Origin of the sequence: Variovorax sp. PAMC26660, from assembly GCF_014302995.1 — a bacterium.
In the GTDB taxonomy this organism is placed as follows: Bacteria; Pseudomonadota; Gammaproteobacteria; order Burkholderiales; family Burkholderiaceae_C; genus Variovorax.
Genome location: NZ_CP060295.1, coordinates 4,627,946 through 4,649,581 on the forward strand (window position 1 = coordinate 4,627,946; position 21,636 = coordinate 4,649,581).

Consider the following 21,636-nt stretch of genomic DNA (forward strand, 5'->3'; position numbering starts at 1 on the left):
TGTCGGACGCATGCGAGAGATCAGCGTTTCATGCAACGAGACCCAAAATCTCAGTCGGCTACTCGTTGACAGCCTTGCTGACGGCACTTAACGTCCCGTCCTTCACAAGGCCCTCCAAATGTTCTGCCACCACGCGCCCATTGTTTTGTTGCACGTCGTCGACGTTGGCACGACCGTGCGCGAGCGTCGAAACGGGATCAAGGAAATCGGCATCCTCAGGCGAATGCGACCTTCAGTCGTCATTGCTCCGATGCCTTTGAAACTTTCCTTAGTCACCTGAGGAGTTGCGTGGCATCGCGGCTCCTCGCATTGGAGCCGCACATGTCCCGTCCTTCATCCTCTCCACCTTCGACTTCGGTCCCGCCTGGGTACGGTCCGCTGCAGTCCGCCAACTTCATGGACCCCGACGGGGTGATGAAGTCCGTGCGTCTGATGGCGCCGCACTGTCTTGAGTTGCAATTGCAAGAGGAGATCTCTCAACGCCGCGACCGTGCCCGTGAGCAAAAGCGCCTCGAGGAAGCCGCGACGTCGAGCGCATCTTCGCGCTTGCGGGATGAGCTCCCGGTGCAGCCGGGCGATACCGTCGCCGTGTTCAACTGGCAAGCTGCGGTCGAGCGCTTCCGCACGCTGGAGGCCGGTCTGGCGAGTGTCGACAAGGATGTACTGAAGCGTGACCTGGACCACTTTGCGCGGGCCATGCGCCACGGGCCGTGGCGCTCAATCACCATTCGTGCAGGCTGGCGGCGGCAACTCGATGACCTCGAACGCGACATGCCGAACTTCAAACCCGTGATTCGGTTCGTGGCCGAGCGAATAGCTCTTTCCGAACTGGGCGGTGCGCCGTTGCGGCCACCGCCCATCCTGCTGCTCGGCGAGCCGGGCCTCGGCAAGACCCACTTCACCCATCGCCTCGCCGAGGCGCTGGGCACGAAGGTGCACCGACAAGCCTTTGACAACGTGCAGTCGACCATGTCGCTGCGGGGTTCTGAGCGGTATTGGGGCAACACCACGACGGGCGTGCTGTGGGACCGCATCGTGCTGGGCACCTGCGCCAACCTGATGGTGTTGCTCGATGAGCTCGACAAGAGCAAGGGCTACCGGGATGCGAACCCGGCCGATGCGCTCCTGAGCCTGCTCGAGCCGGTCACCGCCGCGACGATCAAAGACCTCAGCGTCGACTTCGAGTTCGACGCGAGTCACGTTTGGTATGTGGCAACTGCCAACGATGAACAGGCCATCAGAGCACCGCTGCGCTCGCGCTTCACGACTTTCACGATCGAGGCCCCCGACATTGACGGGCGGCTGGCCGTGGCGAACAGCATCTTCGCGGGCACACTCGCCGCGTTGGTTCCGCCGAACGCGAAGAGAAGTTTCAGACCCCTCTCCGATCTCCAGGTCTGCCGGCTTGCGTGGCTGACGCCGCGGCAGATTCGGAAGGTGTGCGAACGCATCCTGGGTATCGCCGCGTTGGCTGGCCGATGGCACTTCAAGGACGAAGACTTCGACGAGGCCTTGTCGTTGCCAACATCGCCGGCACAGCGTTCTCGCAAAGCCCGAGGCAACGATAACGACGACGGAGACGGGTCGATTGTTGAAGGGAGGCAGTCATGAACGGCGAACGAAACCACTGCACCCCGGCCTCATCCGGCTTCGGGTTCGGCGAGCACTTCAACTTCACCCAGAGGTTTCTGTCAAAAACCAATGGAACCGGCAGCTCATCGGGCTCATTCGCCAGACACCATGGTGGCAAGCGGATCGGCCTGGTGACGTGCTCGGATAAACTTTTGATCGAGGAGCGACTCGGAATGAACTCGCAGTGATGGTCCGCAAAGACGATGAGCTCGAGCGGATGCGCGCAGAGAACGCCCGATTGGTCGGTCTGCTGGAAACCCATGGCATCGCTTGGCGGGAGCCCGAATTCGCCATCGCGCATTCCGCACCCGTTGCATTGGGCACCACAGAGAAGATCGCACTTTTTCGTCGCCTGTTCCAGGGCCGCACCGATGTTTATCCTGTCCGCTGGGAGAGCAAGAGCGGCAAGGCCGGTTATGCGCCGGCGTGCGCGAACGAATGGCGCGCGGGCGTTTGTGAGAAGCCGCGCGTCAAATGCGCCGACTGTGGGCACCGGATGCTCGTGCCGCTGACAGACCAGACGATCTACGATCATCTTTCTGGCCGTCAAACCATCGGTGCCTACGCACTGCTGGCAAATGACAACTGTCGTTTTCTGGCCGCAGATTTTGACGACGCGGATTGGCGTGCCGATGCACAGGCTTTCCTCCAGTCCTGTCGTGACCTTGGGGTGCCTGCCGCACTGGAAGTCTCACGGTCAGGCAACGGCGCCCACGCCTGGGTGTTTTTCTCGTCGGAAGTATCGGCGCGGGACGCACGACGACTCGGCACGGCCATCATCAGCCATACCTGTGCCCGCACCCGGCAGCTGAAACTCGAATCCTACGACCGCCTGTTTCCGAACCAGGACACGATGCCCAAGGGCGGGTTCGGAAATTTGATCGCCCTGCCGTTGCAAAAGGTGCCTCGAGAGAGCGGGCGTAGCGTGTTCGTCAACGATGCATTGCAGCCCTACGCAGACCAGTGGAACTTCCTCGCGTCGGTCACTCCAATGGCGCCGCATGACATCGAGCCGACGATCTTGCGCGCCACAGGCGGTTCGCACCCGCTCGATGTCACCTTCATCACCGAGGAGGATCAGCAAGAGCCTTGGAAACGCACAGCACAATCCAAACAAAAAATCCAAGGCCCGATGCCGTCATCGCTGACGGTCGTTCAGTCCAACCTGCTGTATTTCGACAAGGCGCAACTTCCGCAAGCGTTGGCGAATCGCTTGATCCGGCTGGCCGCTTTCCAGAACCCCGAGTTTCACAAGGCGCAGGCGATGCGCCTGCCAGTGTGGAATGAGCCGCGTGTGATCGGCTGTGCCGAGAATTTTCCTGGACACATTGCTCTCCCGCGCGGCTGCCTGGATGCCGCCGTTGCGCTCTTGCGTGAGAACAGGATTCGTTGCGACCTGCAGGACGATCGCTTCGTTGGCGAAACTCTGCATGCGAGCTTCGCCGGCACGTTGCGGCACGATCAGGAGAGCGCGGTCACCGCCATGCTCCTGCATGACACAGGGATCCTGTGCGCGCCGACCGCATTTGGCAAAACCGTCATCGCCGCGGCGATGATTGCCCGCCGCAGCGTCAACACGCTCGTGCTGGTGCACCGCACCGAGTTGCTCAAGCAATGGCAAGAGCGCTTGCGAACTTTTCTGGCTTTCGATGGGGACGACAAGAAGAAATCGATCGGCTCGATCGGAGGCGGCAAGGCCAAGCCGACCGGCAGGATCGATGTTGCGTTGATGCAGTCCCTGTACCGACAGGGGGAGGCCAGCGAGATCGTTGAAAACTATGGACAGGTGATGGTTGACGAGTGTCATCACCTCTCCGCGTTTTCATTCGAAGCCATCCTGAAACGGGCCAAAGCCAGGTACGTGTTGGGGTTGACGGCAACGCCTGTCCGACGCGACGGGCGGCAGCCCATCATCTTCATGCAGTGCGGGCCTATTCGGCACACTGCCGTGCGGCCGGCAGGCGCGCCACAAACCCTGGAGGTGATTCCCCGATACCTGTCGGCGCACATTCCGCTTGCCGCCGATGCAGGCATCCAGGACGTGTTCCGGCACGTTGCCAACGACTCCGGTCGCACCCAGGCCATCGCCGACGAGATCGCGGACGCTTTTGCGCAAGGAAAAAAGGTGCTGGTACTGACCGAGCGCACCGAGCACCTGGACGCGATCGGCATGGCGTTGGCAGATCGCATCTCGACGCTGTTCACGCTGCATGGGCGCATGCCGAAGAAGCAGCGCACAGCTTTGATCGCCGAGCTGGAAGCATTGCCGCCCGACGCACCGCGCGTGCTGTTGTCTACCGGCAAGCTGGTTGGCGAGGGCTTCGATCACCCCCCGCTCGACACGCTGGTGCTTGCGATGCCCATTTCCTGGAAAGGCACGCTGCAGCAATACGCGGGGCGCCTTCACCGAGAGCACGCCGACAAAACACATGTCCGCGTAATTGATTTCGTGGACGCTGGGCATCCTGCGTTGTTGCGCATGTGGGATCGGCGCCGAAAAGGCTATCAGGCCATGGGCTACAGGTTCGCCGCACCAATGCCCACCAGCGGTAGTCTGGACTTCGATGCGGTGGGAGCGACGTAGACGGTTCTTCCAAGGGCCATGATCGTTTTTTTTGGGCGTTCGACAAAATTTGCCGTGCACCCGATTGGACATTCGGGCCTATGCGCCGGCGCCATTGTCGGAGGGCAGGGCCCGTACGATGGCCTCGAACTCAGTGAGTACCGTGGCCTGCTTCTTCTGAAGGAACTTGGCGATGGCGCTGTTGTTCAGCAGGCGTTTCAAGTACCCGCCTGCCAAAACCAGCAGAAACCTGTCCTGACCGTAGTCTTGCTCCAGCAGCTTGTACTTGGCGTGCACATTCCCCATCTCGCGTTCCATCAGTTCCATCTGAGAGGGGCTAAGACCCTTGAGCTTCCTCGGCTTGTTTACCAGCAATGCATTCGGAGGTGTCATGCCCAACAGCGCCTGAGCATATGCAACGGTGAAGCTGTTCGCCGCGATCATCAATTCCGCGCACTCGACCTGACGCGTAGGCTTCATCTTGCGCAGCACGCGGCTTATCTCGGCAGAGAATTGTTGGTCTTTGAGCAGATGCGCGGCCTCCGGGCAGATGCCATCGAGCAATTTGTACTTCTTGAGCACCTGACTGGCATCCAGATCCATTGCTTCGGCCAGTTTTTCCAGGGAGACGCCCCTTTCAACCGCGCGCCGGATCATCACATGCTCCTGGATGGAGGTCACGCGATTGATCCGGTTGTTGTATGTGAAGCTCTCGTCGTCTATCGCCAACAGACAAGGCGCGTCGATGAAGCCCAACGCCTTCAATGCCATCAGGCGCAGGTGGCCGTCCAGCAGAACGTAGAGCTCTGATCCGGCCGCAGGCATTGCCAAGGTCAATGGCTCGATCAAGCCGATGGCATTGATGGTTGCCTTGATCTGTTTGAACTTGCGCGTCGTCTCCAATTCCGGGGCAAGCTTACGCGTCGGCAAAATCTTTTCGAACGGAATCGTCATGGGCTCAGGCACGAAGCCCAGCGAGGATGCCGGTGGTGATGGTGGCTGTCGTTTCATGTTGGATGTCCTTTGGGCCAGACCCGTTCGGCCAAGAGTTCTGGCAGCGTGTCCAGCCCTTCCGCACGAAGCAAGGTTGCAAAGTGCTCGTCGGCATACAACTGCCGCAGCGCTTGGGTGATGAAGAGAACGCCCTGCTGAGCAAAATCCGCTCTCTTGATCAGCAGTTTCTGCCGCTCCATCTCTTTCTGATAGGTGCGGACCAGGCTCGACGACGTGATCCCTGCACCCTTGTTTCGCGGCAGTGACCGCGCCATTGACCGCCCCAGTGTCTTGCGCCGTTGAACGAGGCGTTGTGCCTGCGTCAATTGATTTCCGCGCAACTGGCCTGATTCATAGGCCTCCTGCAAGGCGGTCTGCAAGCTCTTGTCATCGTCACCGGCATTGGCGATCATCAGCGCCACGTTGAGCGCGATCTTGCCCGTCCCGACCGCTGCAAGCAAACGTTGTTCGCCGTTGGTGATCAGGTTCAGAAGGCCGCTGACGTACTCAGGGCTCAGCCCCGTCTTGGCAGCGATGGCCTTCTTGTCATGGCCCTGTGCGCGCAGGCGATCAATCCCATCAAGCAGTTCAAGCGGCGAGTATTTGCGCCTGGCGATGTTCTCCGCCAAGCTCATGATGAAGGCTTCCTCGTCAGACGCTTCAATGACATGGGCGGGGATTCGGGCATGGCCGAGCAGGCCGAATGCCTTGAACCGCCCCTCACCGCAGACCAGCAGGAAATGGGGACTGCCGTCCGGCTTCGGGCGCGGTGTCACCGTGATCGGTTTCTTCAGGCCCAAGACCCGAATGTTCTCAACGATGGCTTCAAAAGCTTGGGCGTTGCGCTCGCGCGAGTTGAGCACTTCAATCTGGGCCAGCGGAATTTGCTGCAGGCTGCCGGGGCGGTGGTCACGACTCATGCTTTGTTCCTCATGCGGCGCGATTCAGGCGCACACGCTTGGCCATGCTGTAAAGGTAGTCGAGCGTGTCAAAGCGGTAGCTCTCAATCTCGATGGCGTTCTGCTCGGCCATCTGGAGACCATCGCCACCGAAATCCAGCCGTGGCAGCAAGTAGTAGTCCAGCACCTCACGATTGGTGCGTTCGAGGCGCACGACGACCGTGATGTCGGGGACGAGGCCCGTGTCAAAGCGCGGTTTCCAGCGCAGTCGCCCCGATCCGAGTTGATGACAGCGGGCCAGCACGATGGAAATGGTGAGCTCGTTGTTCAACCGCAGCAAGTCGGTGGTCGGATCGCGTTGGACGTGACCGCCAACAAGTGCGATCTGCTGTTCGGTCTGATGGACGATCTCGGGATGCATGCGTCGCAGCCACTGGTTGATTTCGATGTAGCGGTAGTCACGGTCGGGTGAAAACCCGACGGCGTCGTAGGCGCGAATCAAGCTCCCGAAGTGATGCACGTAGGTCGCGGTCGACGGCATGCCCTCGGTCTCGTCGATCACCAGCCCGGACAAGAAACCGCGCTGCGCAAGCAGGTGCCGCAGCCTCTCAAGCAACTCCCCGCGGCTGTAGCGGTGGCTGCGCGCGCGCAGGATGCCCTGCGCCACGTAGAAGCGCGCTGGCGCCACCACGGCGACGAAAGCCGCTTCCTTGCGAACCCATGCGTCCGGCGTGTTGGCCACCCGGGTCTGCTTGAGCTTGAAGGAGACGCGGTTGTAGACGTTGTTGCCGATGTACTTTTCATTGCTCAGCACCTCCTGCACCGTGGCCCGCGTCCAGGCCCGCTGCAAGTCGGTCTGAATGCCCGCCGTGTTCAGGCGCGCCGCGATCTCGGTTTCTGTCAGTCCGTCATCGATGAACCAGCCATAGATGTCGTTGACGATCTGAACCTCGGCGTCCGGCCCGGGCACCAGGATCACCCGATCGGTTTGCAGGCTCTTGTGTTCGCCGCGCGAGAGTTCCCCCTTGGTCGTGCCGCTCTGGTCGACGAGGACCCGACGCAGGCCGTAGCCGGCCGGCCCGCCTTGGCGAAATCCCTCTCGGATCAATCGACATTGCCCCGCAAAGACCTTGGTTGAGAGCTCACGGCTGTACTCACCAGCCATGGAGCGTTTGAGGCTCTTGATCAGATTGGACATGGCGTTGCCATTGTTTTCAAACTGCTCGGCGCAATACGCCACTTGGATTCCGGCGCGCCGGCAAACGAATTCGTAATAGGCGCCTTCGTCGGTATCCTGAAAGCGTCCCCAGCGGCTGACGTCATAGACCAGGATCACCTGGAAATCGGTACTGCCGGCCTCGACGTCCTTGATCAGCTGCTGCAGGGCCTGACGACCATCGATGCGCAGCCCGCTCTTGCCTTCATCGGCGTAGGTACGCACGATTTTCAGGTTGTGCTCGCGCGCGTACTCGTGGATCTTGTCGGCTTGGTTTTCGGTCGAATACTGCTGGTGCTCCGTGGACATGCGCACGTATTGGGCGGCGCGCGTGGGCGGAGGCAGATCATCGGGGTCAGGTTCTGCATGAGATCCGGTTGCGTTGAAATCCATAAATCCGAGTGGCCGATTACTGCTTTGTTGACCTCTTTCCGCTCATCGGCCTCTCGGGGGCGCAACCGTTTGCCCGCACCGATGTTGTGGAAAGCGCTGATACGGGAAGATAGGCTGCGAGTGGCGCAGCGTCGATACCGTCGTTCTTTGCGGAGGTGGGCCAAGTGCTTGATACGAAATGGATTTCGACCATGAAGGCGTCGTTCTTTGCAGGATCCATGGGCGCGATGGCCTGCACCCAGTAAAGCCCTGTTGGTAAAGGGATTTGTGAGGTTGACGCGTCTTTCTTGACAACCTGTGCCGCTTCGGACTTCGCAGGTGGTTCACCGGGGGGTGGCTGTGAATCGACGTTGCGCCGTTGGCGGTAGTGCCGCCAGTATTCGGGATGCTCGGCCACCCATTTCTTTTGTGCGTTGCGCTTGTTTTCGACGTAGTCGGGATCGGCGCGCAACTTGTGCCGCTGCCAGCGCAGTTTGCGTTCTCGCTGGCAGGCTGCTTCAGAGCAGAAGGCCTGATCGGGATTGGTCTTTAACCTGAACTGTTTGCCGCAGCAAGTGCACTTGCGTTTCATGCCGGCCCTCCATGCCGTGCATAGTGAGCGGTTCCTTGCCACTGTTGGGAAAATGCACCCACAGGAGAGCACCAAACATGGTCGAGACCGCAATTACCCTCATAGTGCTGAACGCCACCGGGATGGCTTATCTCGTGTTCCGCAGCTTCGGCACTGGGTACGGCACCAAGAAGGGAGGCAACGCGGCGGACCGCGAAGATCTACCGGCGGCAAATTTATGCATATCGATGATTATTTTTCGCCTTGCGGATCAAGCCACGACCATCGAGTTGATTTTTTTACTGCGAGACGTAAGAAAATCCGACCACCCGATTTGCGCAACTGTGACATCCGCAGCTGAGCGCCAATGAGGGCGGGAGGAACAAATCCGTGTGGCATGACAACGAGACAACCATCGATTACCTCAACTTCGGGGTGATCGCGGACGCTTGCGCAAAACTGCTCCAGCAAACAAATGGGGCCCCCATCTCCATAGGCGTTTCTGGTGGTTGGGGCGTCGGAAAGTCATCGCTTATTCGGATGGTGGCTGCGAGGCTGAGTGCTTTCGCAGAGCCTGAGGAAAATACGTATGTGATCGTAACGTTCAACCCTTGGCTCTACCAAGACTTCGAGGGAGCACGTAGCGCACTGTTACAAATCGTGGGTGACGAAGTGCTGCGACGGGCGGCCTCCGATGAGGGTTTGTTGAAAAAAGCCAAGCGGCTTTTGCAGCGTATCAATCTATTGCGACTGGTCCAGCTTGGCGGCGAAGCTGCTGCGACCATTGCCACAGGAATTCCGGTTGGCCTGGTGGGGCGCGCGATCGTGAAATTTGGCAGCGTCTTTAAAAGCGAAGGAGATGGGAACTCGTCCGACGGTGACGAGGATTCCGACGCAGGTGGTGGATTTGATTTGTTGAAAGCAGCTGAGCCGATCTCGCTGCCTGGGGAAATTCAAGCCTTCCGCGATGCGCTCGAAGAACTGCTTGAGGAACTAAAGATAACGCTGGTGGTCTTCGTCGACGACCTGGATCGGTGTCTTCCCAAGACAGCGATCGCGACGCTCGAGTCGATTCGCTTGTTGCTTTTTCTCAAGCGGAGTGCTTTTGTGCTGGCCGCAGACAATGACTTCATCAAAGGTGCAGTACGCGTCCACTTCGAGGGGACCGGCATCACCAATGACATTGCAACGAACTACTTCGATAAGCTCATTCAAGTTCCTTTGCATGTCCCACGTCTTGGCGTGAACGAAGCCAAAGCCTACCTCGCTCTTTTGCTGATGGAACGAGCTTTCGCCGATGGGTATTTTGATAAAAACAGATTCGACCGTGCCCTCACTGCAGTTCCCGAACGACTGAGGACAAGCTGGCGAGGAGATGCTGTCACGACCGATTTCCTCCAAAGTCTTGTTGGCATTGGCGATGAGCGAATGGTAGGGCTGATGCGGCTGGCAGAAGATTTGGCACCGCTGCTGACGCAATCGACTTCCGTCAACGCAAATCCTCGTTTGATGAAGCGGTTTTTGAACACCGTTTTTCTGCGATTCGCCCTCGCAGCGCCGCAAGGTATTGAGCTTGATGTTCAGGAGCTTGCCAAATGGCACCTTTTGGAGCGATGCGACGAATCTCTTGCGAATGCGCTCGGGGCACTGGTAACGTCGGCTTCAGATGGCCGGATCGAAGCGCTTCGTGTTGCCGAAGCTGCGGTCCACGAAGGGGCACCGTTGACGGACCCATTCAAGGACAATGCGTTCACCAAGGAGTGGCTGCAGTTGCAACCCGCGCTCGGTGAAATTGATCTGCGGCCATTGCTTCATCTGAGCCGAGACACCGCCACTCGTGACTTCGGTGCCGACAACATGACGCCAGAGGGGCGTGCACTGCGAGACGCGCTGTTGGTCGCAACGGGCGGCAACGCACCGCTCACGCAAGCGATCCAGGCCGCCGGGGCCGTTCAAGCGGGATTGGCGATGGACAAAGCGTGGCAACTCAAAGCGCCGAAACGAACGTGGCGGCAAGTAGCGGACATCGTTTTGCTGGTGGAGCTGTGCAAGGTTTTTCCTGAGCTCAGCGCCAAAGCCAGTTCACTCCTGAGCCAAGCGCCGGTCGGTAGCATTGGGCCCGGGATCATTCCGCTGTTGCACGCGCAAGTGTGGGCCCGGCCTATCTTGGACACTTGGGCAGATGCGACAGGTGTAGCCCAGCCTGTCAAGAAAGCGATTCTCGCCAAGAAAGCAGGTCACTGATGGGCACTTCGACTTCAAGTAAAGGTGGCGGAGCGAGATCTCCGTTTGACCCAGAGTGGTTGTCTCCTGCGGCCGGTGCGGAATCGGGCGGAGGGTCTGATGTCGCCACGGACACGGGCAGCGCCGATAGCGGTGACAACGATGGAGCAGCTGGCGACGATAGTCAAGACGCGCCAAACAGTGCCGCCCTTTCAGGAGCAGATGGGCCTGACGCTCCCGCTGCACCTGCCCCCGGTCGTCGCTTTGCTGCTGCCAGGACGAACATGTCGGCCTACCTTTCTGGTGGCGGCCGGGAGTCCCTGCGTTCCGCCGCGAAAAACATGGTCAATAGGGGCATGGGCGGGCCCCGGCGGGCGGCATCTACGATGCGTGGAACCTCGCAGGGAGCCGGACAACTTGGTCAATTTCTTGCCTCTGCCCGAGATGGAACTGATCCCAGGGTGGTCGATTGGGTGCAGCGTGTCAGAGGTTCAAACCTCTCCGCCGGCGACTTGATCTTGGAGTTGGTGAAGGAGGTTCTTCCTGATACGGGCAGCGTTGACGACGAGTCGCTACGCAATGCCGCCGCGGAGGCGTTGGGGAAGCTCTACGAGACTGCACCTGACGTTGATGTCTTCAATTTGAACAACGATCAAATCGCAGAAGTGATCGGGTTGACGATTGCCAACGATGTATGCAACCGGATGGATCTGCAGCTGGGGCAGACCTACGAGCGGCTCAAGTTCGATCCTCAGCAGGTGCAGTTGTATCGAAACGATGTGAAGGAGTACGTTCACGCCGAAGTTCGTGTGGTGATGGAGCGTCACAGCGCTCTGCGCATGGACCCGCAACGCCTCGCCAAAGAAGTCTTGGCTTCGACCTTGGAGGTATTCGCAGAATGAAAGTCCTTTGCACCACGGTAGACCACTTACCTGCAACGCTGGAGGACGGAGAACGTGGGTTCGCGTTGTTTAAAAGCGCCAAGCGCGAGGGCATAGGCACCATTGCTCAGGGATTCCGTGGGCACTTGAAGCGGAGAGGGTTTGCGCCAAGTCCCCAGGCGTGGGACTTCGTCCAATTCTGTTTGGCGGTTTGCGCTGCCGACCTGGCGTGCCCTCGAAACACCAGTGCAGACGGCTGGACTCGGACCATCTCGCTGACTGTCGGACTGAATGAGCCACTCACATGGGCACCGTGGAAACAGCATGCCGAAGACATGCTGAAAGTGCTGACCGGCGACTATTGGACTCTCCACTTCATCGATGGCGGGGCGCCCCCGCCCAATGGAAAGCCAAAGGCTCTCGATCACGACTGCGTTTCGCTGCTTTCTGGTGGCCTGGACAGTCTCATTGGGGGCATTGACTTGGTGGCGAGTAATCGCCGTCCGATGTTCGTGTCACAGCTTGCGCACGAAGATTCTCAGCGTCAGAGAAACTACGCTGGGCTACTCGGCGCCGGTGCCACGCACCGACAGTGGAGTCACGGCATCAGTTTTTCTGGTCCACGCGAATCGTCAACACGTGCGCGTTCGCTGGCGTTTTATGGATTCGCTGTGCTTGCCGCGTCTCAGATTGCCGCGACACCCGTGCAAGTGTTCATTCCTGAGAATGGCTTCATTTGCATTAACCCGCCATTGGTGCCCGGACGGGTCTCAAGCTTGAGCACTCGGACGACCCACCCCATGTTCATTGCAATGCTTCAGGCCCTGCTGACCGGCCTTGGAGTCGAGGTGAGGCTCGAATTGCCGTACCAGTTCAAGACGAAGGGCGAGATGCTTCGAGAGTGCCTCAACCCGGACCTTCTGCGCGCTTGGGCCGCAGACTCGACGAGTTGTGGTCGGTTCCGTACGTACAACCGCGTTCATTGCGGACGCTGTGTCCCCTGCATGATCCGCAAGAGCGCATTTCTCGCATGGGATCCTCAAATGGACACGACGGAGTACGTGCACGATTCACTGGCAGATTCCGGAAAGTCGAGCGGGCCGGACGATCCGATGGCAGCAGCACTTGCAATAGTGGCAGTCGAGGACAAGGGCTTGGACCGATTCCTTGGTGCCACGCTGGCCTTCGCCCGACATGAGGATCGTGCAGCCTACCGGAGGGTGCTCGGTGCTGGCATCGCAGAGCTCGGGGTACTGCTGCGCAGGGATAGCATCCTGTGATGGATTTTCACTGTCATTTGGATTTGTACCCCAACGCTCGCGAGGTTTACAGGGAAGCGTGTTTGCGAAACACGTTCACTTGGCTGGTGACGACCAGTCCAAAGGCATTCGAAGCAACATCTCGCGTTCTGGGCGCTTCCCCGAAAGTCCTCATCACGCCAGGCCTTCATCCTGAAGTTGCGCAGCAGAAGGTCGGAGAACTTGACCTTTTGCTCGAGCAAATGGCGGGGGTGAAAGCAGTCGGTGAAGTTGGTATCGATGGTTCTTCAAGGCATCGAGCCAGCTTTGAACTTCAATGCAGCATCTTTCGCGCCGTCGTCGAGCGCTCGAAAAGCCTGGGTGGGCGAACGCTAAGCATTCACTCTCGGCAGGCAGTCAACGAGGTGTTGAACGAATTGCATTGCCAGCCCGGGTATGGAACCGCCGTCCTGCATTGGTTTACAGGAACGGCGACCGAATTGCGGACAGCAGACAGGATGGGCTGCTGGTTCAGTGTGGGCCCAGCAATGTTCACGTCCGGTAACGGTCGTGCCATAGCTGCTCGACTCCCACGGAACCGTGTGGTGCCAGAGAGTGACGGGCCATTCGCAAAAATCGACGGCAAATCGGTCCTCCCATGGAGCGCTGAGAGGACAGCCAAATGCCTTGCAGACGTCTGGCTAGTACCTTTGGATGAAGCTCAGAAATTGCTGGCGGACAACTCACTTCGACTTCTGAATCTAATGGAAGTCTGCTGACTCCCGCGGACGTGTTCCCTTTAATCACAGATCATCAGGGGGCGGCTTTTTTTGTCAAAGAGAGCCATCCAGCTATTTTTTAGGCAGCATCGCCGCCGATCTAAGTTGTTGATTTTATTGAGTTTGTGCATCAGCTAGATAAGTCCGTGGCGCGCGAAAAAGCCCTCACAGGGAGGGCTTTTGGAATGTGGTCGTGAACTCTTACGCGGTCCACGCTACGGCAAATTCGTTTGCATGAAGTCATTTTTGTTTTTCTCGTCGTAGTGACTTCGACGCGCTGGTATGAGATTCAGCTTGCCTGTGGAGGCAACGCTCAGGATCTTTGAGCGAGGCTCGATTCTAACAGAAGGCCTCCGAGCAGTCCCTCTCGGGCGCCGCCCACATTGAGGCAACGCTGAACAAGCCATCGCATTTCACACGGGGGCGACAACGTCGACGGGACGCCGCCCATGAACTGCGTCAAGTGTTCAGCCGGAACTCTTTCCCCCCTCCTGAGAGACCGCTCTTCGCGGCAGAGAATTTTCAAGGCCTCGCACGGGGCCCTTTTTCTTGTCCCATTCTTTCCCCAGAAGCCCGCTCTGCTCTGGCTCAAGCAAGGCGAACAAAGACCCGATCTCGCCATAAAATTCCCGCCCCCCCATCCGCAACGCCGCTCATCCATCACGGCGGCGGCGATCATAGGGCCGTAACAACAACATCACAGGGAATCGAAAACATGGAGCTCTCGCCGCTCAAACTCGTCGCGCTGATCACAATACCGCTGCTGAGCGCCGGTTGCGTGCCTCGGGTTGCCCAAGATGATCCCAAAGGCACTCAGGAGACGGGCACGTTGCAGCGCGTCGAGTTCATTCGACCCTCAGCAACCGGGGTCAACGCTTCCCCACCAGGGGCTTACTCCTCGATCGGCGCCAGCGCGGGCGCGAACGCCGCAGCCGCCTATGTTCTGCAGCCCTATCACCTCTGCGTTGTCGAACTGAAGGAGCACCAGTTCGTAAATGTGCGCTGGGGATGCAATGCGAAGTTAGCGCCCGGAACGTGTGTCAATGTCTTCACGGCATCGGCCGAAGCCAGACAATACTTCCCGCGAACGCCGTCGCTCGTAGCTTGCAATAATCCCAGCTAAAGCGCCGCTGATTTCGCCCCTCTGTTGGCACTCCGTCGGCATCATGCTTTTGCATGAAGCAACAAACCCTTGCCATGGTCGTCGCGAGAACGTGCAGCATGAGTGTGTCCGTGTCGCGCCTGGCTCACGCCTTGGCACGGGAAAGCGGTCCCCTTTGCTCCAAATTGCGTCCGCCTATTCAAGGATTCGGGTATCCCGTCGACGTTGTCGCTCCGGTGTGAAATGCGATGGCTTGTTCAGCGTTGCCTTAAGCCGCTCGGTCACATCTTGGGATTGAAGTTTAAGGGCCGCCTTCCTGGTCACGGCGGCGGATCTGCTGGTCTTGCGTCCGTAACCGCACCGGCGCACAGTGCGCAGATGGTTCACCCCGTCATTGAACTCTTCGAGCAGCGAGCTGCTTTGCTGGAAATGCAGGGAAGCAGTGCCGGCCTAGATGGCGCGATTGCCAACCTGGCCGCTTGGATGGCGTTGGCGCAGGATCACCTCACTGCGGATGACTGGGTAGTGCTGGGGGAGATTGGTGGCACGCTGTACCGGGAGGGGGCAAGCAGGCGACGCCCATGAAAAAGCCACCTCAAGGGCGGCGTTCGCATCTTGCGCAGGCCCTTGAGGCCACGTATCGGATCAGCAGATCCGGAATCGCTGCCCTCTGCTATTGGTGCGCCAGCAGGTCTCGCCGCGAGGCGCACGGTGCGTGGACCTATGAACAGCATGCCGGGGAGCCGAGTGCCGTTCGCTATGTGCGCTGCGGTGATGACCATGGCTGCTACCGTGACCGCGCGCAAGGCTGGTCGACAGGGCGCATGCGGCGATCAGGAATATCGCGAGTTGCTTCATCAGGTTGTCTCCTCCCAAAATTCCCGCGAGCCGCACGGGCGCGGATGTTTTCGCTTGTTCAGAGCTATGTGCCCGTTCTCACCGCGCGCACCTCCCGCTGCTGCGTCCTTCCCGATTTTGGGAACACTGGGTCAGCACAGGCCGGACGTTAGTCCCCGAACTCTTTTTTCATAGCAAGGTAGAACTTGTCGCCAGGCCCTGAAAGCGCCTCGCACAGTGCGTGTCGTGAGCCCGGGTACTCCCCGCCGCAGACGGACTTCCAGCGGGCGACCAGATCGCACTTCTGATGGAGCTGCATCAGTTCCTCGACTGACGATGACTTCGAGCGGATGGAGAGCCAGTACATCTGGAAATCCTCGGTCCGTGGGGGCTGAACGATGGCCGAGGTCGTAGAGGACTTCTCGTAAAAGAACGGAGTGTTGCCAACGTAGCCACCCATGCGGTTCTTCGCATTCACGAGGCCGCAAAAATTCCCCTTGGCTGCGCCTGGCTGCACTTCGGTGAACGTAGCGCTACCGGGGTCGTTCAGAAGCAGTTTGACTCCACTCTCTGCTTCGCCTTGCCCGGTGCATCCAGTGATCGCAACAGCCATTGCAATCATGAAAAGTCGTCTCATCTCTCTCCTTTGTTTTTTGAATCTAGACCGCCCGTTCCGGCGATCTTAGGGGCTGCGATTGCTGGCGTGCTGGTCTGAGTGACCAACCGCTCCACTTTGCTGCGCGCCAGAGCCACAGCCCTCCTAGGGTGGTGAATCTTAAGCGGCGGGTGGCGCAAAGAAGCGCTCGATGTCAGCGATGGTCCTCTCGCCCAGAACGTCGGCGAACACATGGAGCACCGCGGCGAGGGGATGAAGGAATGCTTCGCCTCTGCCGACCACAAGGAAGGTGTCGCCAGTTTCTTGGAGCGCCGTCCGGCGGTGTTTACGGGCAACGAGGCCCCGCTAGGGCGACGCGAGTCGCTCGGCGAGCGTTTGCTGCTGTAGCTCTAGTCCCATGCTGCTCGCAGCCAAGAGAAGCGGTTGGACGAAGGACGGGCTGGGGATGCTGAGCGCAGGGTGCGCCAGCAACTCGATACCTTCTGCGCCGTCGTCCGTGCAGCCAGCGCAGAGGCCGGCCCTGCCGGCGGAAGTCCGCCAGCCGAAGCCGCGCTCGATCTGCTTGCCGACCTGCTCGGCGGGAGTGGAGCAGCTCTTGTCGAGCTGGGAAAGTTCGCTGGCAGTGCCCACTCTGCCGGCGTCACCTGCGAGTGCTACGTCGACGCCTTAAGACCAGTGCGCGCTGCTACCGGTGAAGCAGCACCGCCAGCGCCTCGATGAAGGTTCTCCGCGACTACTCCGACGAGCGCATCAAGGCTGGCGCTCGATCGGGTGCCGCGGGTGGGGGGGCGTCACCCCGGCTCAGCGGTTCAACTGGGACATGACAGTGCTGGCAGGCGGGGCCGCCCTGATCGAGCCGGGGACGTTCGTCGCCGGAGCCTTCATCGCCGGCACAGTCTGCGAACGCCATGCCGAAAAACGGCAGTCTCTCAATCGCTAGGCTGCCCACATCACCCGATCTCCACCCTCAGCGGTTGCGCTGGGGGCGTTGTCGTTTCTGACCGCCGCTGACAAAGCACAATAGGGGGATGATGGCCGTTACAGACAATCGCTTGCACTTCCTCGACGGCCTCCGAGGCTGGGGTTCGCTCGTTGTGTTGATGGCGCATGTCTACGGCGAAGGATTCCCGATCAGCGACCAAGTCACTGCGATCCTGTCGAAGCTGGTGGTCTTCAACGCGGGATTGGCCGTCTGGATCTTCTTCCTCGTGTCGGGCTTCTCGCTGGCAATCGGTTTTTGCCGGAACCGAGACAGCAATGTGCTTGTGAAGGTCGCTCTTGGTCGCTACGTGCGGCTGGCCGTTCCGATTTTCTGTGCGGCCGCGGTCCTCTACTTACTTTTTGCGCTGGGCTTCGTTTTGCCGGCCGAGCAGCGGCTACCGAAGTTCCAGAACTTCCTCCCATTGGCTCCATCCCTCTGGGATGTGGTCCGCTTCTCTTTTTTCGACACCTTCTTCGCTTACAGCTACGCGACCACGTTGATCGGACCGCTATGGACGATGCCGTTCGAGTTGTGGGGCTCTTGCTTGGTGCTGGGCACGTTGTTTGTCGTAGGCCGCCTTGAACGGCGCTTCTACGTCTATGCGGTGCTCGGCGCGGTCTCCTTTTTTATCAACCCCATCTTCTCGGCCTTCGTTGTCGGAATGGTGCTGGCTGAAGTGCACGTCTCCGACTTTTGGAAGCGAAACGCCATCGGCCTCTCTGCTCCAGCCTTTCTCGTGTTCCTGGTAGCTTTCTACGGCGCATCTCTGTTGCCCAAAGTAGGGCCAAACCCAGAATGGGCCTACCTGATCGTGGCTTCGCTGCTGACCATCTCATGCGTCTTCAGCAAGACTCTGTCGACGTTTCTTTCAGGCCGACTGAGCCGCTTCCTGGGACGTATCTCGTTCCCCCTTTATCTGATCCATGGCCCTCTGATGCTGTCCTACGCGAACATGGTGTATCGCTGGGTAGGGGATCCCACAGACGCGCAGAAGGTGCTGCTGAATCTGTCGACTGTCGCCTTGTGCATCGCCTGCGCGACATTGCTTGCTCCGATCGATCGCTGGGGCGTTGCTGCGGCCAAGCACTTCAGCAGCTACGTGATGGGCCGCAAGTCAGCGGCGCGCCAAGCTGCCGAACAGGCGGCGAAGTAGTTCGCGCCAGGCTGCTCCACCAGGCGACGCCTGGCCGACCTTCAGCTCCAGCCGACAGTCCGAGCGCCCCCCTAAAACAAGGAGGAGTCATCTAGCGGCTCAGTGGGCGCAGGGGCTTGGTCAACTTCGTCTTCTTGGCGCGCAGCACGAGCTGCGCAGGGTAGGTGTCGAGCTGATCCATCCACTGCTTGAAGAACTTCGGCGTGCGCGAGCATAGGGGTTGCCCAAGGGGGCCGGACGCCCTCGAAAATTCACTCGTTTCTCACAGGCGAGAGGTTTGGGTTTCTGAAACCCGCATGGATAAAGGCTTGCGGGGCGATTACTCGGGGGTTCAAATCCCCCCAACTCCATCAACACAACGTCCAAGGGCGTTCGCTGAAGTCCAGTGAACGCCCTTTTCCACTGGAAAATCAGTTGCCTTTCGGGCGAGGGCATCCGGCGCGATTTGTTCGCAGCAAGGCCGAACCGGGGAGCAAGCTGGGTGAAGCCGCCGTCATGGGACATTGCTCCCCGGCTACCACCTATTTCCCGCCCAGGAGCCCCGTTCACGCCAACTGACAAACAACTGCAAGAACGCCGGCTCAGCAAGCTTCGGGCTGCGACCCTCGATCAATCCAAGGGCATGGTGGACATGGTTTGTTCCCGAGTCAGAGAACCGGGTGAAAGTCGTGAACAGCGCTGATTGATTCGAGCAGCGAAGCGGCGCGCGACAGTGTCGATTCAGCCAGCCAGATCGACACGATCTGCACCTCGATCGGCATGCCGTCGCGGCTCGTTCCAAACCTGATCGACACCCCGGCAGGCCGGTCAGATTCAGTGGCACGGTCGAGCCCTGGAGGCAGGTCGCGTCCACCTTCTGTGCGTTGATGATGAATTCCGTGACCCCATGCTTTTGGGTCGGCCACATCGGCGGGCTTTTCGCTGCGCTGTTGGCGCGCCGCAAAAGCCCTCAGCCCTGCTTGCGCATCGCGAAGCAGGCCCCGGCCACGAGGATGAAGGCCCCGATGATGACCTTCTGCCAGGTGCTCGGCACGCCCGCCAGGATGAGCACATTGTTGATCAGCGTGACCAGCACGACGCCAAGCAGCGTGCCGCCCACGGTGCCGCTGCCGCCGGTGATGCGCGCGCCGCCGAGGATCACGGCGGCGATCACGTCCAGCTCGTTGCCCACCAGGTCGAAAGGATTGGCCAGCCGCGTGCTCGACACATGCACGATGCCCGCAAGGCCCGACAGGAAGCCCGCGTATGCGAACACGAAGATGTGAACGGTGCGCAGGTTGTAACCCAGCCGCTCCGCAATCGCCAGGCTGCCGCCAATCGCATACACGGCGCGGCCGATGAGCGTGCGGTTCAACAGCCACCAGGTCAGCACCGCCGCGCCAGCCAGCACCAGCACCGTGGCCGGCAGTACCGCGTGCAGGCCCTGCGGCGTGTCGAAGCGCCAGAGCGCGAGCTTGCCGAAAGCGTCCATCGGCGCCGGCACGTTCATGAAGAAGACGGTGCCGACAAAGGTCAGCAGGATGCCGCGATACAGGTACTGCGTACCGATGGTCACGATCAGCGAGGGCGCCTTGAGCCAGTGCACCAGCAGGCCGTTGAGCACGCCGAGCACCGCACCGCTGACCGCACCCGCCACCAGCAGCAGCGCGATCGGCGCTTCCGGAAAATAGTTCAGCACGAGCTTGGTGATGCTGTACATCGTGAGCGCGGCAATCGCTGCGAACGACACGTCGATGCCGCCCGCGGCCAGCACGATCAGCACGCCGAGCGCGAACAGGCCCAGCACCGTGCAGGCGCGCACGATGTCGAACAGCACCGGCAACTGGAAGAAGCTCGGGTTGATCGCACCCACCACCAGGCACACCAGCACGATCAGCGCCAGTGTGAAGACCGAGGGGCGTTGCGCGAGCCAGTGGCGCCAGGATGAGCGGGCCCGGGGCTCGGGTGCTGCGGGCACAGCGGTGGTGTGCGCTTGCATGGTGGAAGCCGTCATGAGAATGCGGGAGAGGGGGTATCGGAAACCAGCGCGCGGTACAGATCGCTTTCGGCCAGCCCTTGCGCGTCGAAGTCGTGGGCGATGCGGCCCTTGCGCATGAGCAGGATGCGGTCGCAGTTCTGCAGCAATTCCTGCAGGTCGTCGCTGACCAGGATCACGCCCAGCCCCTGCTCGGCCAGCCGCTGGATGATGCGGTAGATGGTGTCCTTGGAGCCCACGTCCACGCCCACGGTCGGGCCGTGCAATATCAGCACGCGAGGATCGATGGCGAGCCAGCGCCCGATCAGCACGCGCTGCTGGTTGCCACCCGAGAGCGACTGCACAGGCCGGTCCACGTCGGGCGTGGCGATCTGCAGGTCTGCAACCGTGCGTTCGGCCAGCGCCTGGCACTGGCGCGCATCGAGTGCGCCGAAGCGCCCGCGCAGGCGGCTGAGCACGGCCGTGACGATGTTGTCGCGGATCGGCTTGTCGAGAAAGAGGCCTTCGCTGAGCCGGTCTTCGGGCACATAGCCGATGCCCTGGCGGATGCCGTCGGCCGGTGTCTTCAGCGTGATCGCCTTGGACGCGAGCGAGATGCGGCCGCGGTCTGCCGCCTGTACGCCCGCGAGCGCCATCGCCAGCTCGTTGCGCCCCGAATCGAGCAGCCCGGTAATGCCCAGGATCTCGCCCTTGTGCAGCGTGAAGCCCACGTCGCTGAACTGTGTGCCACGGCCCAGCGCCTCGACTTGCAGCAGCACCTCGCCGTCGTGCGAGCGGTGGCGCAAGCGTGCGCCGTCGAGCTGCTTGCCGGTCATCCAGTGTGCGAGCTCGGCCTTGGTGAAGTCCTTGATCGGACCCTGCGCAACCTTGGTGCCGTCGCGGAACACGATGGCCTGGCCGCCCATGGCGATGCACTCGTCGAGCTTGTGGCTCACGAACAGCACCGCCACGCCCTGTGCGCGCAACGCTTCGACCACGTGCACGAGGTTGTCCACCTCCTTCTGCGTCAGCGAGGTGGTGGGCTCGTCCATGATGACCATGCGCGCGCGCGTGGCCACGGCGCGCGCGATCGCCACCAACTGGCGCGTGGCAATCGGCAGTTCGTCGACACGGCGCGCCAGGAAGGCGGCGTCGGTCGGCAGCTTCACTGTCTGCAGCGCGCGCACGGCCGTGGCCGCCACCGCCTTGCGGTCGAAGCGCCGCGCCAGCTTGCCGTTGGTGCTCACCAGTTGCTCGCTGAGTGCGACGTTCTCGGCCACGCTCATGTTCGGCAGCAGGGACAGGTCCTGGTAGACCGTCTCGATGCCGAGCGTGAGCGCCTGCAGCGGCGACAGCGCTTCGTGCGGCGTGCCGTCGATCACGATGCGGCCCTGGCTCGGCGGCTGCGCGCCCGAGATGATCTTGATCAGCGTGCTCTTGCCGCAGCCGTTCTCGCCGAGCAGGTGGTAGATCTGGCCGGCCTCGATCGTCAGGTCGATGCCGCGCAGTGCATGCACGCCCGCGAAGCGCTTGTGCACGTCCTGTACTTCGAGAAAGACGCGACGCCCCGCCGGCGCGGCCGGAAAGTGCGGGACGGGCGTGGAGAGCGCTGCTGCAAGCGTCAT

General features: G+C 60.5%; 20 protein-coding genes. 12 read left to right on the forward strand and 8 right to left on the reverse strand.

Features of this window, described 5'->3' with window-relative positions; all coding sequences use genetic code 11:
• Positions 1-396 precede the first annotated feature (396 nt).
• Genes H7F35_RS21710 through H7F35_RS21720 form a run of 3 tightly spaced genes read left to right on the forward strand, consistent with a single transcriptional unit; the run spans position 397 to position 4,216 of the window.
• Positions 397-1,611: an AAA family ATPase gene (locus tag H7F35_RS21710; protein WP_187108650.1), complete on the forward strand. Its 1,215-nt coding sequence runs from the start codon at positions 397-399 to the stop codon at positions 1,609-1,611.
• A complete protein-coding gene (locus tag H7F35_RS21715; protein ID WP_187108651.1) occupies positions 1,608-1,820 on the forward strand; it encodes a hypothetical protein in 213 nt (70 codons plus the stop codon). The genes H7F35_RS21710 and H7F35_RS21715 overlap by 4 nt, the downstream gene beginning before the upstream one ends.
• Positions 1,820-4,216, forward strand: coding sequence for a TOTE conflict system archaeo-eukaryotic primase domain-containing protein (locus tag H7F35_RS21720; RefSeq protein ID WP_187108652.1), 2,397 nt, complete (start codon positions 1,820-1,822; stop codon positions 4,214-4,216). The genes H7F35_RS21715 and H7F35_RS21720 overlap by 1 nt, the downstream gene beginning before the upstream one ends.
• Before the next feature lie 78 nt (positions 4,217-4,294).
• Here H7F35_RS21720 and H7F35_RS21725 read toward each other — a convergent pair whose 3' ends face one another.
• From H7F35_RS21725 to H7F35_RS21740, 4 genes are all read right to left on the reverse strand, one after another.
• The gene (locus H7F35_RS21725) at positions 4,295-5,206 is read right to left on the reverse strand and encodes a plasmid partitioning protein RepB C-terminal domain-containing protein (protein WP_187108653.1); all 912 of its coding nucleotides are present in this window, start codon (positions 5,204-5,206) and stop codon (positions 4,295-4,297) included.
• Positions 5,203-6,108, reverse strand: a complete 906-nt coding sequence (locus tag H7F35_RS21730; protein WP_187108654.1) for a plasmid partitioning protein RepB C-terminal domain-containing protein — start codon at positions 6,106-6,108, stop codon at positions 5,203-5,205. Before H7F35_RS21730 ends, H7F35_RS21725 begins: the two co-directional genes overlap by 4 nt.
• A 10-nt stretch (positions 6,109-6,118) precedes the next feature.
• Entirely contained in the window at positions 6,119-7,612 is a 1,494-nt protein-coding gene (locus tag H7F35_RS21735; protein WP_187114361.1) for a recombinase family protein, read from the reverse strand.
• A gap of 100 nt (positions 7,613-7,712) precedes the next feature.
• Positions 7,713-8,267 (reverse strand): hypothetical protein, encoded by a 555-nt coding sequence (locus H7F35_RS21740; protein WP_187108655.1) that lies wholly within the window; start codon positions 8,265-8,267, stop codon positions 7,713-7,715.
• A 77-nt stretch (positions 8,268-8,344) separates the two neighbouring features.
• Here H7F35_RS21740 and H7F35_RS21745 point away from each other — a divergent pair, with 77 nt between their 5' ends.
• The 7 genes from H7F35_RS21745 to H7F35_RS21775 all read left to right on the forward strand — a co-directional run bounded on the left by H7F35_RS21745 (position 8,345) and on the right by H7F35_RS21775 (position 15,054).
• Positions 8,345-8,617: a hypothetical protein gene (locus H7F35_RS21745; protein WP_187108656.1), complete on the forward strand. Its 273-nt coding sequence runs from the start codon at positions 8,345-8,347 to the stop codon at positions 8,615-8,617.
• Positions 8,618-8,636: 19 nt separating this feature from the next.
• On the forward strand, positions 8,637-10,490 hold the full coding sequence (locus H7F35_RS21750; protein WP_187108657.1) for a P-loop NTPase fold protein: 1,854 nt from the start codon (positions 8,637-8,639) through the stop codon (positions 10,488-10,490).
• 263 nt (positions 10,491-10,753) lie between these two features.
• On the forward strand, positions 10,754-11,371 hold the full coding sequence (gene qatB / locus H7F35_RS21755; protein WP_222621962.1) for a Qat anti-phage system associated protein QatB: 618 nt from the start codon (positions 10,754-10,756) through the stop codon (positions 11,369-11,371).
• A gap of 125 nt (positions 11,372-11,496) precedes the next feature.
• Positions 11,497-12,630 (forward strand): Qat anti-phage system QueC-like protein QatC, encoded by a 1,134-nt coding sequence (gene qatC, locus H7F35_RS21760; RefSeq protein WP_315970483.1) that lies wholly within the window; start codon positions 11,497-11,499, stop codon positions 12,628-12,630.
• Positions 12,630-13,367, forward strand: coding sequence for a Qat anti-phage system TatD family nuclease QatD (qatD, locus tag H7F35_RS21765; RefSeq protein ID WP_187114362.1), 738 nt, complete (start codon positions 12,630-12,632; stop codon positions 13,365-13,367). The genes qatC and qatD overlap by 1 nt, the downstream gene beginning before the upstream one ends.
• Positions 13,368-14,082: 715 nt before the next feature.
• Positions 14,083-14,490 carry a hypothetical protein gene (locus tag H7F35_RS21770; RefSeq protein WP_187108660.1) on the forward strand — a complete coding sequence of 136 codons (408 nt, stop codon included), beginning with the start codon at positions 14,083-14,085 and terminating at the stop codon, positions 14,488-14,490.
• 357 nt (positions 14,491-14,847) lie between these two features.
• A complete protein-coding gene (locus tag H7F35_RS21775; RefSeq protein ID WP_187108661.1) occupies positions 14,848-15,054 on the forward strand; it encodes a hypothetical protein in 207 nt (68 codons plus the stop codon).
• 421 nt (positions 15,055-15,475) lie between these two features.
• Here the strand turns inward: H7F35_RS21775 and H7F35_RS21780 are convergent, their stop codons facing one another.
• Positions 15,476-15,943 (reverse strand): hypothetical protein, encoded by a 468-nt coding sequence (locus H7F35_RS21780; RefSeq protein ID WP_187108662.1) that lies wholly within the window; start codon positions 15,941-15,943, stop codon positions 15,476-15,478.
• Between the two features lie 438 nt (positions 15,944-16,381).
• On the opposite strand from H7F35_RS21780, the gene H7F35_RS35170 reads away from it, so the two are divergent.
• Together H7F35_RS35170 and H7F35_RS21790 are read left to right on the forward strand one after the other, a co-directional pair.
• On the forward strand, positions 16,382-16,642 hold the full coding sequence (locus H7F35_RS35170) for a DUF2514 family protein (RefSeq protein WP_187108663.1): 261 nt from the start codon (positions 16,382-16,384) through the stop codon (positions 16,640-16,642).
• Positions 16,643-16,974: 332 nt separating this feature from the next.
• Entirely contained in the window at positions 16,975-18,057 is a 1,083-nt protein-coding gene (locus H7F35_RS21790) for an acyltransferase family protein (protein ID WP_187108664.1), read from the forward strand.
• A 647-nt stretch (positions 18,058-18,704) separates the two neighbouring features.
• Here H7F35_RS21790 and H7F35_RS21795 read toward each other — a convergent pair.
• The 3 genes from H7F35_RS21795 to H7F35_RS21805 form a co-directional block, all read right to left on the reverse strand.
• Positions 18,705-18,851: a hypothetical protein gene (locus H7F35_RS21795; RefSeq protein ID WP_187108665.1), complete on the reverse strand. Its 147-nt coding sequence runs from the start codon at positions 18,849-18,851 to the stop codon at positions 18,705-18,707.
• A 155-nt stretch (positions 18,852-19,006) separates the two neighbouring features.
• Positions 19,007-20,050, reverse strand: a complete 1,044-nt coding sequence (locus tag H7F35_RS21800; RefSeq protein WP_187108666.1) for an ABC transporter permease — start codon at positions 20,048-20,050, stop codon at positions 19,007-19,009.
• Positions 20,047-21,636 (reverse strand): sugar ABC transporter ATP-binding protein, encoded by a 1,590-nt coding sequence (locus H7F35_RS21805; RefSeq protein WP_187108667.1) that lies wholly within the window; start codon positions 21,634-21,636, stop codon positions 20,047-20,049. The genes H7F35_RS21800 and H7F35_RS21805 overlap by 4 nt, the downstream gene beginning before the upstream one ends.

Bases quoted from the DNA above. Each gene is read 5' to 3' on its own strand.
- H7F35_RS21805 (WP_187108667.1), bottom strand. From the start codon at position 21,636: ATGACGCTTGCAGCAGCGCTCTCCACGCCCGTCCCGCACTTTCCGGCC.
- H7F35_RS21775 (WP_187108661.1), top strand. From the start codon at position 14,848: ATGGTTCACCCCGTCATTGAACTCTTCGAGCAGCGAGCTGCTTTGCTG.
- H7F35_RS21725 (WP_187108653.1), bottom strand. From the start codon at position 5,206: ATGAAACGACAGCCACCATCACCACCGGCATCCTCGCTGGGCTTCGTG.
- H7F35_RS21730 (WP_187108654.1), bottom strand. From the start codon at position 6,108: ATGAGTCGTGACCACCGCCCCGGCAGCCTGCAGCAAATTCCGCTGGCC.
- H7F35_RS21780 (WP_187108662.1), bottom strand. From the start codon at position 15,943: ATGAGACGACTTTTCATGATTGCAATGGCTGTTGCGATCACTGGATGC.
- H7F35_RS21800 (WP_187108666.1), bottom strand. From the start codon at position 20,050: ATGACGGCTTCCACCATGCAAGCGCACACCACCGCTGTGCCCGCAGCA.
- H7F35_RS21735 (WP_187114361.1), bottom strand. From the start codon at position 7,612: ATGTCCACGGAGCACCAGCAGTATTCGACCGAAAACCAAGCCGACAAG.
- H7F35_RS21710 (WP_187108650.1), top strand. From the start codon at position 397: ATGGACCCCGACGGGGTGATGAAGTCCGTGCGTCTGATGGCGCCGCAC.
- H7F35_RS21770 (WP_187108660.1), top strand. From the start codon at position 14,083: ATGGAGCTCTCGCCGCTCAAACTCGTCGCGCTGATCACAATACCGCTG.
- H7F35_RS21740 (WP_187108655.1), bottom strand. From the start codon at position 8,267: ATGAAACGCAAGTGCACTTGCTGCGGCAAACAGTTCAGGTTAAAGACC.
- qatD (WP_187114362.1), top strand. From the start codon at position 12,630: ATGGATTTTCACTGTCATTTGGATTTGTACCCCAACGCTCGCGAGGTT.
- H7F35_RS21720 (WP_187108652.1), top strand. From the start codon at position 1,820: ATGGTCCGCAAAGACGATGAGCTCGAGCGGATGCGCGCAGAGAACGCC.
- qatB (WP_222621962.1), top strand. From the start codon at position 10,754: ATGTCGGCCTACCTTTCTGGTGGCGGCCGGGAGTCCCTGCGTTCCGCC.
- H7F35_RS21745 (WP_187108656.1), top strand. From the start codon at position 8,345: ATGGTCGAGACCGCAATTACCCTCATAGTGCTGAACGCCACCGGGATG.
- H7F35_RS21715 (WP_187108651.1), top strand. From the start codon at position 1,608: ATGAACGGCGAACGAAACCACTGCACCCCGGCCTCATCCGGCTTCGGG.